This window comes from Pseudomonas neuropathica (genome assembly GCF_051174785.1).
GTDB lineage: Bacteria > Pseudomonadota > Gammaproteobacteria > Pseudomonadales > Pseudomonadaceae > Aquipseudomonas > Aquipseudomonas neuropathica_A.
The window spans coordinates 4,569,148-4,583,397 of sequence record NZ_CP195111.1; the positions used below are offsets into that span (position 1 = coordinate 4,569,148).

Here is a 14,250-nt window from a genome sequence, read left to right on the forward strand (position 1 = left end):
CCCATGCCCGCTGTGCATTTAGATTTGCAGCACCGACTACAGGAACGATGTTCACATGCTAACAATCCGTCTTGCCCTTGGCGGCTCCAAAAAGCGCCCGTTTTACCACCTGACCGTAACCGACTCGCGTAACCCGCGTGACGGCTCCCACAAAGAACAGGTTGGTTTCTTCAACCCTGTTGCCCGTGGTCAGGAAGTTCGTCTGTCCGTGAACCAAGAGCGCGTAGCCTACTGGCTGAGCGTTGGTGCACAACCTTCTGAGCGCGTTGCTCAGTTGTTGAAGGAATCTGCCAAGGCTGCGGCCTGAGCAATATGAACGCGACGCCTGCTGTTGCCGATGATTTGATCGTTATTGGCAAAATTTATTCTGTTCATGGCGTTCGCGGCGAAGTGAAGGTTTATTCCTTTACTGATCCGACTGAAAACCTGTTGCAGTACAAAACCTGGACGCTCAAGCGCGAAGGCAATGTGAAACAGGTCGAGCTGGTCAGTGGACGCGGGAGCGACAAGTTCCTGGTCGCAAAGCTCAAGGGTCTCGATGATCGTGAAGAAGCTCGTCTTCTGGCCGGTTATGAAATCTGCGTGCCGCGCAATCTGTTCGCTGAATTGACCGAAGGCGAGTACTACTGGTACCAGCTGGAAGGTCTGAAGGTCATCGACACCCTTGGGCAATTGCTCGGGAAAATCGATCATCTTCTGGAAACCGGCGCCAATGATGTAATGGTCGTCAAGCCTTGCGCTGGCAGCCTGGATGATCGCGAACGCCTGTTGCCCTATACGGAGCAATGTGTGTTGGCCATCGACCTGGCAGCGGGCGAGATGAAGGTGGATTGGGACGCGGACTTCTAAACGTGGCTAATTTGCGCGTAGAAGTGATCAGTTTGTTTCCCGAGATGTTTTCCGCCATCGGCGACTACGGCATCACCAGTCGTGCGGTCAAACAGGGGCTCTTGCAGCTGACCTGTTGGAATCCGCGAGATTACACGACGGATCGGCATCACACTGTAGACGATCGCCCGTTTGGCGGTGGTCCGGGCATGGTGATGAAGATCAAGCCCCTGGAAGATGCTCTGGCTCAGGCCAAGGCAGCAGCCGGGGAGGCGGCGAAGGTGATTTACCTGTCCCCCCAAGGCCGTCAACTGACTCAGTCGGCGGTACGCGAGCTGGCACAATCGGATGCATTGATCCTGATTGCCGGCCGCTATGAAGGCATTGACGAGCGCTTTATTGAGGCTCATGTCGATGAAGAGTGGTCGATTGGCGACTATGTACTGTCTGGCGGCGAGCTGCCGGCCATGGTCCTGATCGATGCGGTTACACGACTGCTGCCTGGAGCTTTAGGGCATGCGGATTCCGCTGAGGAAGATTCCTTTACGGATGGTCTGCTGGATTGCCCGCACTACACCCGACCTGAGGTGTATGCGGATCAGCGTGTTCCCGACGTGTTGCTGAGTGGCAATCACGCGCATATCCGGCGTTGGCGTTTACAGCAGTCCCTTGGTCGGACCTATGAACGACGCGCCGATCTTCTGGAAAGCCGCTCGCTTTCTGGAGAAGAGAAGAAGCTGCTCGAGGAATACATCCGCGAGCGGGACGATAGTTAACAACGTATCGATGGTAGATCGAACGATTTACCTTAGGAGCACAGCATGACCAACAAAATCATCCTTGCACTCGAAGCAGAGCAGATGACCAAAGAAATCCCTACCTTCGCCCCAGGCGACACTATTGTCGTTCAGGTGAAAGTGAAGGAAGGCGATCGTTCCCGTCTGCAAGCGTTCGAAGGCGTTGTAATCGCCAAGCGTAACCGCGGCGTGAACAGTGCGTTCACCGTTCGTAAAATCTCCAACGGTGTTGGCGTAGAACGTACTTTCCAGACCTACTCCCCGCAGATCGACAGCATGGCTGTTAAACGTCGCGGTGACGTACGTAAAGCCAAGCTGTACTACCTGCGCGACCTGTCGGGTAAAGCAGCTCGCATCAAGGAAAAACTGGCTTAAGTCCAGCTTCCGATGCAGAAAAAAGCAGCCTACGGGCTGCTTTTTTGTTGCCCGCAATTCCTCCCATTCCCCTGTAGGAGCTGCCGAAGGCTGCGATCTTTTGATCTTGCTTTGCTTGGCACCCGTATACACGAGCAGCAATTGCCATGACCCCCCGCGACCAGGAAATCGAACGCCGCACCGAGCTCTCGGTGACCCGCGTAACCAAAGCCGTCTTCCCGCCGACCACCAATCACCACAACACCCTGTTCGGCGGTACCGCGCTGGCGTGGATGGACGAAGTATCGTTCATCACCGCTACGCGTTTTTGCCGGCTGCCGCTGGTGACTGTGTCCACCGATCGCATCGATTTCAATCACGCGATTCCGGCCGGCTCCATCGTTGAGCTGGTCGGGAAGGTGATCAAGGTCGGCAACACCAGTCTCAAGGTCGAGGTGGAAGTGTTTGTCGAGAGCATGAGCTGTGATGGCCGTGAGAAGGCGATTCATGGGCAGTTCAGCTTTGTCGCCATTGATGATGACAAGCGGCCGGTGCCGGTGCTGCCAGGCTTTGCGGCCTGATCCAAATCCGAGTCGCGCCCTTTGCGAGCAAGCTCGCTCCCACAGTGATCGGGGTGAATGCAACATTTGTGTCCGGCACAGAACCTGTGGGAGCGGGCCTGCTCGCGAAGGCGTCAGCTCAGGCGCCGCTGGCCTCAGGCTGAACCAACGCCAACAACGTCCACCCGGATCCCGGTTTCAACGCAGTCTCCGGCGTCACCACATGCACCCAGCCACTGTCATCGCGCATAAACAACAACGTGGCGCGATTGCCATGCAGTGCGCGGTAATCCTCCCATCCGAAGCCATCCGTCAGCGTCGTGCTGTACAACTCGGCGCCCTGGCCCATCTGACTGGCCAGTTTCGCGTAGGTGAACGCCTCGCTGCCCAACTGATTGCCTCGATGTTCCAGACTCGCCCGATGTTTATCGCTGCGCCGACTCTCATGCCCACTCGCCAAGCCAAACAAGCGCTGATGTCCGAAGTCATGGCGAAAGCGCATGGCCGCCAAAGTATTGAGTTCACCCGACGGCGACAGCGCCAGCAAATGCCCCAGCCCGACCAGATCCAGATGCGCATCGGCATGTTGCGAGGCCGGGTTGCCGAAATATGTCGGCAAGCCTTCCATGCGTGCGGCACGAATGTTTTCCCAGCTCGAATCGGTCAGCAGCACACGGCTGCCCAGTTGCTGCAGCGATTTGCCCAGCTCCCGCGCCGGGCCGTTGGCGCCGACGATCAGGAAGCCACTCGGCGCCGGTTCTGCAACCTTCAGCAGGCGCGCGAGCGGTCGTGCCGTGGCGCTTTGCAGCACAACCGTGCCGATAATCACCGCAAAGGTCAGCGGCACCAGCAGCAATGCACCTTCATGTCCTGCCTCATGCAGGCGAATCGCAAAAATCGCCGAGACCGCCGCCGCGACGATCCCGCGCGGCGCAATCCAGCACAGCAACGCGCGCTCACGCCAGCTCAGGCTGGACCCCGCTGTACTGAGCAGCACATTCAATGGCCGGGCAATCAGCTGGATTACCAGTAGCAGGATCAGCACCAGCGGGCCTAATCCGATCAAGGCGTACAAATCCAGGCGCGCCGCCAACAGAATGAACAACCCGGAAATCAGCAGCACACTGAGGTTTTCCTTGAAGTGCAGGATATGCCGCACATCCACGCCCTTCATGTTTGCCAGCCACATGCCCATCAGCGTCACCGCCAGCAGTCCCGACTCGTGCATCACGGTGTTCGAAGCAATGAAAATCCCCAGCACCGCCGCCAACGAGGCGAGGTTATGCAGATACTCCGGCAGCCACTGCCTGCGGATCACCGTGCCGAGCAGCCAGCCACCGACAATGCCGAATACGGCACCGCAGAGAATCACGCCACCGAAAGTAAACAGACTTTGCTTGAGGCCATGGCCCTCAGCGCTGGCAATGATAAAGCTGTAAACCACCACGGCGAGGAGGGCACCGATCGGGTCGATGACGATGCCTTCCCAGCGCAGAATGTTGGCGATCGAGGCTTTCGGCCGCACCACGCGCAGCATCGGCACGATTACGGTCGGGCCGGTGACCAGCGTCAGGCTGCCGAACAGGATGGCCAGCATCCAGTCGAAGCCGAGCAGGAAATGCGTGGCGACCGCGATGACAATCCAGGTCGAGATCGCACCAATGGTCACTAGACGATGAACGACGCTGCCGATCTCCTTCCACTCCGACAGGTGCAGGGTCAGGCTGCCCTCGAACAGAATCAGCGCGACGGCCAGCGACACCAGCGGCATCAACAGCGGCCCGAACATTTCCTGTGGATCGAGCCAGCCCAGCACCGGGCCGACCAGAATGCCGGTCAGCAACAGAAACAGAATCGCCGGCAGCTTCAGGCGCCAGGCCAGCCATTGGCAACCCAGCGCTGCCGCGCCAATCCCGCCAAACGCCACGAGAATTTGCTGCTCGTTCATTGAAGCTCCCTGTTCCTTGAAATAGCGGGCTATGAAAGACTAGCGCCCATTCCTACAGTTCACTCTACATTTGCGCACAGTCTTTGAGGCTGTGTGACTTGAGCGCCCATGCCTGCCATCGACCATCCGCTGATTGATCAATTCCTCGACGCTTTATGGCTGGAGAAAGGCCTGTCCGATAACACCCGTGGCGCTTATCGCAGTGATCTGGCGCTGTTCAATGGCTGGTTGCAGGAGAAGAACCTGGAACTGATCAATGCCGGACGCGAGTTGATCCTCGATCATCTGGCCTGGCGGCTGGAGCAGAATTACAAACCGCGTTCGACCGCGAGATTTCTCTCCGGCGTGCGTGGATTTTATCGCTATCTGCTGCGGGAAAAGCTGATCAGCGTTGACCCGACGTTGCGCGTCGATATGCCACAACTCGGTAGGCCACTGCCAAAATCCCTGTCGGAAGCCGACGTCGAGGCGCTGCTCAAAGCACCGGATCTGAGCGAAGCGATCGGCCAGCGTGACCGCGCCATGCTTGAAGTGCTTTACGCCTGCGGACTGCGCGTGACCGAACTGGTCAGCCTGACGCTGGAGCAGGTCAACCTGCGTCAAGGTGTGTTGCGGGTGATGGGCAAGGGTAGCAAGGAGCGGCTGGTGCCAATGGGCGAGGAGGCGATTGTCTGGGTCGAACGCTACATGCGTGACGGTCGAGGTGAACTGCTCGGTGGGCGGCCCAGCGATGTGCTGTTCCCCAGCCAGCGCGGCGAACAGATGACCCGTCAGACCTTCTGGCACCGCATCAAGCATCAGGCCAAGGTCGCGGGGATCGGCAAGTCGCTGTCGCCGCACACCTTGCGTCATGCGTTTGCCACGCACCTGCTCAACCACGGCGCGGATTTGCGCGTGGTGCAGATGCTGCTCGGCCACAGCGACCTCTCCACCACGCAAATCTACACCCACGTCGCCCGCGCCCGCTTGCAGGATCTGCACGCCAAACACCATCCACGCGGCTGAACACACGATTGTCTGTAGGAGCTGCCGAAGGCTGCGATCTTTTGATGTTGTTTTCTTGAAATCAAAAGCAAGATCAAAAGATCGCAGCCTTCGGCAGCTCCTACATAAAGCGGTGTGATCTACGGCGACAGGCGCATTCGGCCACCGTGGCCTTATGTGTTAGGCTTTGCCGGTTTGCACGATGGACGGTTATGACCCGGTGTTCCGGCACGGGCGTTCTGATCGTTTCATTTGTCCGCCTTCAGGAGTTCTCATGCGTCTGACCCAGATTTTCGCCGCCGCAGCCATTGCGTTGGTCAGCACCTTTGCCGTCGCCGATGACGCGGCCGACAAAGCGATTCGTCAAAGCCTGGAAAAACTCGAACTCGAGGTTCCGGTAGAAAGCATCAATGCCAGCCCGCTGCCTGGCATGTACGAAGTCAAACTCAAAGGCAGCCGCGTGCTGTACGCCAGCGCCGATGGCCAGTACATCGTTCAGGGTTACCTGTTCCAGCTCAAGGACGGCAAACCGGTCAATCTGACCGAGAAGACCGAACGCTTGGGCATTTCCAAACTGATCAACGCTATCCCGGTCGCCGAAACCGTGGTTTACCCGGCCGTGGGCGAGACCAAGTCGCATATCACCGTGTTCACCGACACCACCTGCCCGTACTGCCACAAGCTGCACGCCGAAGTGCCTGAGCTGAACAAGCGCGGCATCGAAGTGCGTTACGTCGCGTTCCCGCGCCAGGGTCTGAACTCGCCGGGTGACGAGCAACTGCAAGCCGTGTGGTGCTCGAAAGACAAAAAAGCCGCCATGGACAAAATGGTCGATGGCAAGGAAATCAAGGCCGCCAAATGCGATAACCCGGTTTCCAAACAGTTTGCCCTCGGTCAGTCGATCGGCGTGAACGGTACACCGGCCATCGTTTTGGCTGACGGACAAGTGATTCCGGGCTACCAGCCTGCGCCACAAGTCGCCAAACTGGCGCTGGGCGCGAAGTAAATTCGCATCGTCACGGTCAGCCGTGACGATCATGGCCTGGCAGCACCATCGCCGGGCCATTAATAGAGAGCCGCGAGCACGCGGTTGTTTTCCGGCCGACCCCGCGTCGGCCGTTTTATGGGGAGTTCACAGTGAATCCGGTCAAAGTAGGCATCTGTGGGTTAGGGACCGTCGGTGGCGGTACCTTCAACGTACTTCAGCGCAACGCCGAGGAAATCGCTCGTCGTGCCGGGCGTGGAATCGAAGTGGCACAAATTGCCATGCGCACGCCAAAGCCTCAGTTCCAGACGACCGGTATTGCGATTACCAACGATGTCTTCGAAGTGGCCACGAACCCTGAGATCGACATCGTCATAGAGCTGATGGGCGGCTACACCGTTGCCCGCGAGCTGGTACTCAAGGCCATCGAGAATGGCAAGCATGTGGTCACCGCGAACAAGGCTCTGATTGCCGTTCACGGTAATGAAATTTTCGCCAAGGCTCGCGAGAAAGGCGTGATCGTCGCATTCGAAGCGGCCGTGGCCGGTGGCATTCCGGTGATCAAGGCGATCCGTGAAGGCCTGTCCGCCAACCGTATCAACTGGGTCGCCGGGATCATCAACGGCACCGGTAACTTCATCCTCACCGAAATGCGCGAGAAGGGCCGTACCTTCGAAGACGTGCTGGCCGAAGCTCAGGCACTGGGTTACGCCGAAGCCGATCCGACCTTCGACGTTGAGGGCATCGACGCCGCGCACAAGCTGACGATTCTGGCCTCCATCGCGTTCGGCATTCCGCTGCAATTCGACAAGGCTTACACCGAAGGCATCACCAAACTGACCACCGCTGACGTCAACTACGCCGAAGCGCTGGGCTATCGCATCAAGCACCTCGGTGTGGCGCGCAGCACCGCCGCCGGTATCGAGTTGCGCGTACACCCGACGCTGATTCCGGCCGATCGTCTGATCGCCAACGTCAACGGCGTGATGAACGCGGTGATGGTCAACGGTGATGCTGCCGGTTCGACGCTGTTCTACGGCGCTGGCGCCGGCATGGAGCCGACCGCTTCGTCGGTGATCGCTGACCTGGTCGACGTGGTTCGCGCCATGACCTCCGATCCGGAGAATCGTGTGCCGCACCTGGCCTTCCAGCCGGATTCGCTGTCGGCGCATCCGATCCTGCCGATCGAAGCCTGCGAAAGCGCGTACTACCTGCGCATTCAGGCCAAGGACCATCCGGGCGTGTTGGCTCAGGTGGCGAGCATACTCTCGGAGCGCGGTATCAACATCGAGTCGATCATGCAGAAGGAAGTCGAGGAACACGACGGTCTGGTGCCAATGATCCTGCTGACCCATCGCGTGGTCGAGCAGCGCATCAACGATGCCATCGCCGCCCTCGAAGCGTTGGCCGGCGTCAATGGTCCGGTTGTACGGATCCGCGTCGAGCACCTGAACTAAGTCGTTGTCCTGCGGTGGCCCCGTCAGTGGGGCCGCTGTTGTGAACACTCTCCATTGGAGTCAGTCATGCGTTACATCAGTACCCGCGGCCAGGCACCGGCCCTGAATTTCGAAGACGTCCTGCTGGCCGGTCTCGCCACCGACGGCGGTCTGTACGTTCCGGAAAACCTGCCACGTTTCACCCAGGAAGAAATCGCTTCCTGGGCCGGCCTGCCGTATCACGAACTGGCTTTCCGCGTCATGCGCCCGTTCGTCACCGGCAGCATCCCCGATGCGGATTTCAAAAAGATTCTCGAAGAAACCTACGGTGTGTTCGCCCACAGCGCCGTGGCGCCGCTGCGTCAGTTGAACGGTAACGAATGGGTGCTGGAGCTGTTCCATGGCCCGACCCTGGCGTTCAAGGACTTCGCCCTGCAACTGCTCGGTCGTCTGCTCGACTACGTACTGGAAAAGCGCGGCGAGCGCGTAGTGATCGTCGGTGCCACCTCCGGTGATACCGGTTCGGCCGCCATCGAAGGCTGCAAGCACTGCGAAAACGTCGACATCTTCATCCTGCACCCGCACAACCGTGTGTCCGAAGTGCAGCGTCGCCAGATGACCACGATTTTCGGCGAGAACATCCACAACATCGCCATCGAAGGCAACTTCGATGACTGCCAGGAAATGGTCAAGAACAGCTTCGCTGACCAGAGCTTCCTCAAAGGCACGCGTCTGGTCGCGGTGAACTCGATCAACTGGGCGCGGATCATGGCCCAGATCGTTTACTACTTCCATGCAGCCCTGCAGTTGGGCGGCCCGGCGCGTTCGGTGTCGTTCTCGGTGCCAACCGGCAACTTCGGCGACATCTTCGCCGGCTACCTCGCGCGCAACATGGGCCTGCCGATCAACCAGTTGATCGTCGCCACCAATCGCAACGACATCCTGCACCGCTTCATGAGCGGCAATCAGTACGTCAAGGAAACCTTGCACGCCACGTTGTCGCCGTCGATGGACATCATGGTCTCGTCGAACTTCGAGCGCCTGCTGTTCGACCTGCACGGTCGCAACGGCGCGGCGATTGCCGGCCTGATGGACTCGTTCAAACAGGGCGGCGGTTTCAGCGTCGAGCAAGAGCGCTGGACTGAAGCCCGTAAACTGTTCGACTCGCTGGCCGTAGACGATGCGCAAACCTGCGAAACCATCGCCGAAGTCTACGAGCAGACCGGCGAAGTGCTGGATCCGCACACCGCCATTGGCGTCAAAGCTGCGCGTGAATGTCGCCGCAGTCTGGACATACCGATGGTGATCCTCGGCACCGCGCACCCAGTGAAATTCCCGGATGCAGTGGAGAAAGCCGGTGTAGGAAAAGCGCTCGAGCTACCTACACATCTTTCTGATTTGTTTGAGCGAAACGAGCGTTGCACCGTTCTGCCAAACGAACTGAAAGCCGTGCAAGCCTTTGTCAGCCAGCATGGCAACCGCGGCAAGCCGCTTTAAGCCAGTAAAAGCTGTCACATTTTGAAGCCCGTCTCCTGACGGGCTTTTTTGTTTCTGCTGCCACACTGCTCGGGTTTTCACCCACGAAGGACGGGTGAGTCGATCACGAAGGAAGTGGCAATGCTGTTTTATAGAGGTTTGAAACCGGCACTGGTTGGGCTGTTCTTGTTCGCATTACTGGCCTTGATGCGCAGCAGTGAGGCGGCGCAACTGGCGCTGCATGACGAGGCCGTGGCTGGCAAAGTCCAGCCCATCGAACTGGCCGCACACGAGCGTCAATGGATTCGCGACAACCCCGAGGTGACGGTCACGTCGGTGCAGTACCCGTTGTATCTGTTCCAGGATGAGCACGGGCAATGGAGCGGCTTGAACAACGATGTACTCAAGCGTGTGACGGCGATGACCGGGTTGCGGTTTGTACATCAGGAATCGTTTTCCACCGATCACATGCTCGAACGTCTGGAGAGCGGCGCGGCGGATATCAGTACGACCCTGGCCATGAGCGAGGAGCGCAAGGCGTTCCTGGATTACAGCCACGCGTTCGGTGGCGCGGGCTGGGTGTTTGTCGGCCGCGCTGATGCGCCGCGGCTGGAATCTTTCGAGCAATTGAGCAAGCGGGTGCTGGTGCTGCCGGCCCGGCATGCGCTGGAAGACATGATCAGGCGTGACTTCCCCTCGATCGAGATTCGCTCGGTCAAGACTTACGCCGAGGCGCGGGCGCTGGTTGAAAGCGGTGAAGCCTACGCCACCATCGAAAACGAAATTGGCGCGCAGCTTTACCCGCTGGGTTTGCTCAAGGTCGGAGGTCTGGTCGAGGGCAAATGGGAAGCGGATAACCTGGCCGTGCGCAAAGGCATGCCTGTGCTGCTGAGTATTCTCAACAAGGCCCTTGAGGCGTTTCCCGCAGCCGAATTGCGGGCGATCCGCCTGAAATGGCTGGAAGGTATAGCTCCGGCGCCCGTGCCGTCGGTCTGGCAGCAGATGCTTGAATGGGGGTGTTGGGGCATGGGCGGGCTCGGTGTGTTCGGTTTGTTGTCGCTGGTGTGGAATCGGCGTTTGACGGCAGTTATCAAACTGCGGCGCGCGGCGGAAAAGGATCTGGGCGATCAACTGGCGTTTCAGCATGCGCTGATCGACTCGATGCCTGATCCGGTGTTCGTCCGCGACCTGCAAGGACGGCTGGTCATGTGCAATCGCAGCTATGAGGAGGCGCTGTCGATTCGACTGGATCAGGTGCAAGGGCGGTTGCTGATCGAGGTTGATTCGCTGCCCGACGCCACGGCGCTGATGTTGCACGATGAGTTCATGGTGCAGTTGCGCACGCGCAAGTCGCGCTTCAGCAAACGGCGATTGCAGTTCAAGAGCGGTCCCCGTGAGGTCTATCAATGGACGGTACCGTTCTACAGTGCCGACGGTAAATTGCGTGGGCTTTTGGGTGGCTGGACGGACATAACCCAGCGTCGTACAGAGAGCGGGTGCCGATGTCTGCATTGAAGATGGGAAATCTCCTATACGACGCGGCTACTTTTCTGATGGGAGGCTTAGGACGGCTGCCCTAGAGTGACAACCACTGCGGTGAGAGTCCGCGATTGTCGCTTCAGAGGTCGCTTATGCGCTCGCTTAAAGTCCTGATACTAGAACCCAATCCGTTCCAGCTGATGGCATTGCATCAAATGCTCAATGCCATTGGCATCTATGACGTGCTGACGGCGCCGTCGCTGGCATCGGCCCTGTCTTCCTTGAGTCATCGCGGCGTGGTCGATATCGCGATTTGCGATCCGCAACTCAAGGGCGGCGATGGCCTGGCGTTGATCCAGCATCTGGCGGTTGAACATGAGGCGCGTGCGCTGATACTGCTGGGGACGGTCGCACCGAGCCTGCTGAACGATCTCCAACCCTTGCTGTGCAAGCACCGGTTGCGCTTGCTGGGGCGCTTGCAAACCCCTGTGTCGGCGGTACTGATGCGCGGTTTGCTCGACAGCTACCTGATCGCCGCTTCGCCACCCGCCCGGGTTTGACAGGGACGGTTATTTTTCTGTCATCTTCGCCGTGCATGCTCTGACAGACCGGTGACACTCCAGGAACGGGGCGATCGGTATGCAGAACTTTCTTCTCGGGCCGGTGGTCATTTATTGTGAACACGCCCCAGGCACACAGTTTTCGGACTATTGAGTGGAGATCGAGATGGAAAGTATCAGTCTATTGCTCGGTGAGGCTCTGAGCCCGTATCAGGTTTCGTTGTCTCCAAGCGGTTCCCGTGGCGAATGCCTGGTGACCTTGAAGAACAGTCACGGCGCCATTGTGGTGGAACGCGAATTCAATCAGGCGCAACTGACCGACAAGCGCCAGTTGACCGATGTCGTCGACGGTTTGCACCGCGACGTTCTGATCGCTGAAGGACGGCTGGAGCCTTGTGTGATCGCGGCCTTGCGCAACGCTGCACTGGACAAGCGTGCGGCGCTGTAAAGATGAAATATTTTTTGTGGGAACCTTCCTGCATCCTTGTCAGTCAGACCCCATAACAGCAGGATCAAGCATTGTGCTCCGGTGCTTGTCGCTTGCTGCTACGGGTCTTTATGTAGGCCACGTTTAACCCCGAGTCGTCTCCCCACTTCTCGGGGTTTCTTTTGCCTGCGATTTGCTCATGGCGCCGCTTGCTGCTCGAAGAATGCCTGGGCCTGTTCGAGGTAGTCGCTTCGCATCGCGGGGTCCAGCCAGTCGGCGTACAACTGGTTCAGTTGATCGTGGGGGAGGGTGCGCAGCAGTTGGTTTATTTCGCTGATCGCCTGGCGGCCCTGGTGTGTGTCGGAGCAGCCGATGTAGCCCGACAGGTATTTACCGGTGCCGCGAATCGGATAAAACAGCAACTCGTCTTCGGCGATTTGCGCCAGATGAGCCTGATAACGAATTTCTGGCCAATAGCCCAGCACCACCTGTAGTCGTCCCAGGCGCTGCATCATCAGCAGACTATTCAGGGCGTCATTGCCGTAATGAGGTGTCAGGGCGTCCTGGGGTGCCTGGCGCAGCAAGTCATCGACCCTTTCACCGTAACTGCGCTCAGCCACGACACCGATTTTCTCTTTGCCATTGGCTAGAAGCGCTGCCAGATCGATTTCACCCTCCACGAGAAACGGCTCCAACACTCCGCGATCTTTCTGACGCACTACCAGCCCATTACTGACGGCGCGGAAGGCCGGGATGGAGTACGCGATCCATTGCGCGCGCTCTTTGCTCCAGATCAGCGACGGGTCGCAGGTGAAGGAGGCTTCGTGAAGCATCTGAATGCCTCGGGCTCGATTGACTCGCATCAGCTTGTGTTCGTATTGCGGCATTCCGTCAATCAGCATCGGCATGAGGTGATCAATGACACCCAAGCCCTTTTTCGGGCCTTCGAAAATGGTCAGTGGTGGCAAGTCGCGCAATAACCAGGTCAACGTCGGTTTCGCCTGAGCCCACGCTGGCAAGGTCAGTAGAAACACCAAGCCGAACAGCCGCCACGTCCACCACTGGTGAGCGCGGTTGGCGTCCGGTGTCGGCAGGCGTTTCAGTTCAAATGGCTCCGTCTTCGCGCAACCGGGCGATCTGCTTTTCGTCGTAGCCAAGATCGTGGAGTACCTGCGCATTGTGTTCACCGAGCTGCGGCCCGACCCATTCGGAGGAGCCCGGTGTCTCAGAGAGTTTCGGCACAATGCCCGGCATCTTGAAGTCTTTGCCGTCAGGCAGCTTGGCGTGCAGGAACATCTCTCGGGCCAGGTACTGCGGATCGTTGAACATGTCCTCGGCGCTGAAGATCCGGCTGGCCGGTACCTCGGCCTGATTGAGCAGATCGAGCACAGTTTGCAGCGGCAACGAATTGACCCAACGATCAATCACGCCATACAGCTCGTCGCGGCGATTGTCGCGGCCGTCGTTGCTCGCCAGTGTCGGATCGTTAGCCAGGTCTTCACGGCCGATGATCAGCATGAAGCGTTTGAAGATCGCGTCACCATTGGCGCCGATCTGCACGTGCTTGCCGTCGGCGCTGGTGTGAATAGAAGAGGGCGTGATGCCGGGCATGATGTTGCCGGTGCGCTCGCGGATAAAACCGAACACGTCGAACTCCGGCACCATGCTTTCCATCATCGCGAAAATGGCTTCATACAACGCCACATCGACAACCTGACCGGTGCCACCGTTAACCTCGCGATGACGCAGCGCCATCAGTGCGCCAATCACCCCCCACAGCGCAGCAATCGAATCGCCGATGGAAATCCCGGTACGCACCGGTGGCCGGTCCTCGAAACCGGTGATATAGCGCAGACCGCCCATGGACTCGCCGACCGCACCGAAGCCCGGTTGATCTTTCATCGGCCCGGTCTGACCGAAACCGGACAGACGCACCATCACCAGTTTCGGGTTTAACGCGTGCAGGGTTTCCCAGCTCAGGCCAAGTTTTTCCAGCACGCCGGGACGGAAATTCTCGATGAGGATGTCGGCTTCGCTGAGCAGTTGTTTCAGGATCGCCAAACCGTCAGGGTGTTTGAGGTTCAGCGTCAGCGACTTTTTATTGCGCGCCTGGACGAACCACCACAGCGACGTGCCTTCGTACAGTTTTCGCCATTTGCGCAAGGGATCACCGCCGTCTGGCGACTCGATCTTGATCACTTCGGCACCGAACTCGCCGCAAATACGCGAGGCAAACGGCCCGGCAATCAATGTACCCAATTCAATGACTTTCAGACCCGAGAGCGGTTTGCTGGTGAACGGCATGCGAAATCCTGTAGGACAAGGCTGAGCGGATACAGCGTTTTAACATAGCCGGCTGTCAGACGCCGCAGGTTGATCGCCATCAATTCGATGATTGCCTACCGCATCGGTTAGA

Annotated in this window: 15 protein-coding genes; 12 read left to right on the top strand and 3 right to left on the bottom strand. The window is 58.6% G+C overall.

What is annotated here, in order from left to right; genetic code table 11:
- Positions 1–55: 55 nt before the first annotated feature.
- From rpsP to ACRRSD_RS20575, 5 genes are all read left to right on the top strand, one after another.
- Entirely contained in the window at positions 56–307 is a 252-nt protein-coding gene (gene rpsP, locus ACRRSD_RS20555) for a 30S ribosomal protein S16 (protein ID WP_003198088.1), read from the top strand.
- Positions 308–312: 5 nt separating this feature from the next.
- Positions 313–849, top strand: a complete 537-nt coding sequence (gene rimM / locus ACRRSD_RS20560; RefSeq protein WP_150650192.1) for a ribosome maturation factor RimM — start codon at positions 313–315, stop codon at positions 847–849.
- 2 nt (positions 850–851) lie between these two features.
- Positions 852–1,604 (top strand): tRNA (guanosine(37)-N1)-methyltransferase TrmD, encoded by a 753-nt coding sequence (trmD, locus tag ACRRSD_RS20565; RefSeq protein ID WP_038860625.1) that lies wholly within the window; start codon positions 852–854, stop codon positions 1,602–1,604.
- Positions 1,605–1,649: 45 nt separating this feature from the next.
- Positions 1,650–2,000, top strand: coding sequence for a 50S ribosomal protein L19 (gene rplS, locus ACRRSD_RS20570; RefSeq protein ID WP_003175895.1), 351 nt, complete (start codon positions 1,650–1,652; stop codon positions 1,998–2,000).
- 146 nt (positions 2,001–2,146) lie between these two features.
- Positions 2,147–2,560, top strand: coding sequence for an acyl-CoA thioesterase (locus tag ACRRSD_RS20575; protein WP_042557826.1), 414 nt, complete (start codon positions 2,147–2,149; stop codon positions 2,558–2,560).
- Positions 2,561–2,678: 118 nt separating this feature from the next.
- Here ACRRSD_RS20575 and ACRRSD_RS20580 read toward each other — a convergent pair whose 3' ends face one another.
- Entirely contained in the window at positions 2,679–4,487 is a 1,809-nt protein-coding gene (locus ACRRSD_RS20580) for a cation:proton antiporter (RefSeq protein WP_435035036.1), read from the bottom strand.
- Positions 4,488–4,595: 108 nt separating this feature from the next.
- Between ACRRSD_RS20580 and xerD the strand changes: the two genes are divergently transcribed.
- The 7 genes from xerD (at position 4,596) to ACRRSD_RS20615 (ending at position 11,855) form a co-directional block, all read left to right on the top strand.
- Positions 4,596–5,492 carry a site-specific tyrosine recombinase XerD gene (gene xerD, locus ACRRSD_RS20585; protein ID WP_038357750.1) on the top strand — a complete coding sequence of 299 codons (897 nt, stop codon included), beginning with the start codon at positions 4,596–4,598 and terminating at the stop codon, positions 5,490–5,492.
- 253 nt (positions 5,493–5,745) lie between these two features.
- The gene (gene dsbC / locus ACRRSD_RS20590; RefSeq protein WP_122609598.1) at positions 5,746–6,477 is read left to right on the top strand and encodes a bifunctional protein-disulfide isomerase/oxidoreductase DsbC; all 732 of its coding nucleotides are present in this window, start codon (positions 5,746–5,748) and stop codon (positions 6,475–6,477) included.
- 131 nt (positions 6,478–6,608) lie between these two features.
- Positions 6,609–7,913, top strand: coding sequence for a homoserine dehydrogenase (locus tag ACRRSD_RS20595; RefSeq protein WP_007908972.1), 1,305 nt, complete (start codon positions 6,609–6,611; stop codon positions 7,911–7,913).
- Between the two features lie 66 nt (positions 7,914–7,979).
- A complete protein-coding gene (thrC, locus tag ACRRSD_RS20600; protein ID WP_435035040.1) occupies positions 7,980–9,389 on the top strand; it encodes a threonine synthase in 1,410 nt (469 codons plus the stop codon).
- 120 nt (positions 9,390–9,509) lie between these two features.
- Positions 9,510–10,883: a transporter substrate-binding domain-containing protein gene (locus ACRRSD_RS20605; protein WP_435035041.1), complete on the top strand. Its 1,374-nt coding sequence runs from the start codon at positions 9,510–9,512 to the stop codon at positions 10,881–10,883.
- A 116-nt stretch (positions 10,884–10,999) separates the two neighbouring features.
- Positions 11,000–11,407 (top strand): response regulator, encoded by a 408-nt coding sequence (locus ACRRSD_RS20610; RefSeq protein ID WP_435035042.1) that lies wholly within the window; start codon positions 11,000–11,002, stop codon positions 11,405–11,407.
- Positions 11,408–11,573: 166 nt separating this feature from the next.
- Positions 11,574–11,855 (top strand): DUF3509 domain-containing protein, encoded by a 282-nt coding sequence (locus ACRRSD_RS20615; RefSeq protein ID WP_435035043.1) that lies wholly within the window; start codon positions 11,574–11,576, stop codon positions 11,853–11,855.
- A 176-nt stretch (positions 11,856–12,031) separates the two neighbouring features.
- Here the strand turns inward: ACRRSD_RS20615 and ACRRSD_RS20620 are convergent, their stop codons facing one another.
- Together ACRRSD_RS20620 and ACRRSD_RS20625 are read right to left on the bottom strand one after the other, a co-directional pair.
- Entirely contained in the window at positions 12,032–12,991 is a 960-nt protein-coding gene (locus tag ACRRSD_RS20620) for a TIGR02285 family protein (RefSeq protein WP_435035045.1), read from the bottom strand.
- Entirely contained in the window at positions 12,939–14,138 is a 1,200-nt protein-coding gene (locus tag ACRRSD_RS20625) for a CaiB/BaiF CoA transferase family protein (protein ID WP_435035046.1), read from the bottom strand. The genes ACRRSD_RS20620 and ACRRSD_RS20625 overlap by 53 nt, the downstream gene beginning before the upstream one ends.
- Between the last annotated feature and the right edge of the window lie 112 nt (positions 14,139–14,250).

Excerpts from the sequence above, each read along its gene's own strand:
- ACRRSD_RS20625 (WP_435035046.1), bottom strand. The coding sequence starts at position 14,138 with ATGCCGTTCACCAGCAAACCGCTCTCGGGTCTGAAAGTCATTGAATTG.
- dsbC (WP_122609598.1), top strand. The coding sequence starts at position 5,746 with ATGCGTCTGACCCAGATTTTCGCCGCCGCAGCCATTGCGTTGGTCAGC.
- ACRRSD_RS20610 (WP_435035042.1), top strand. The coding sequence starts at position 11,000 with ATGCGCTCGCTTAAAGTCCTGATACTAGAACCCAATCCGTTCCAGCTG.
- ACRRSD_RS20605 (WP_435035041.1), top strand. The coding sequence starts at position 9,510 with ATGCTGTTTTATAGAGGTTTGAAACCGGCACTGGTTGGGCTGTTCTTG.
- ACRRSD_RS20575 (WP_042557826.1), top strand. The coding sequence starts at position 2,147 with ATGACCCCCCGCGACCAGGAAATCGAACGCCGCACCGAGCTCTCGGTG.
- ACRRSD_RS20580 (WP_435035036.1), bottom strand. The coding sequence starts at position 4,487 with ATGAACGAGCAGCAAATTCTCGTGGCGTTTGGCGGGATTGGCGCGGCA.
- ACRRSD_RS20615 (WP_435035043.1), top strand. The coding sequence starts at position 11,574 with ATGGAAAGTATCAGTCTATTGCTCGGTGAGGCTCTGAGCCCGTATCAG.
- rpsP (WP_003198088.1), top strand. The coding sequence starts at position 56 with ATGCTAACAATCCGTCTTGCCCTTGGCGGCTCCAAAAAGCGCCCGTTT.
- rplS (WP_003175895.1), top strand. The coding sequence starts at position 1,650 with ATGACCAACAAAATCATCCTTGCACTCGAAGCAGAGCAGATGACCAAA.
- xerD (WP_038357750.1), top strand. The coding sequence starts at position 4,596 with ATGCCTGCCATCGACCATCCGCTGATTGATCAATTCCTCGACGCTTTA.
- thrC (WP_435035040.1), top strand. The coding sequence starts at position 7,980 with ATGCGTTACATCAGTACCCGCGGCCAGGCACCGGCCCTGAATTTCGAA.
- rimM (WP_150650192.1), top strand. The coding sequence starts at position 313 with ATGAACGCGACGCCTGCTGTTGCCGATGATTTGATCGTTATTGGCAAA.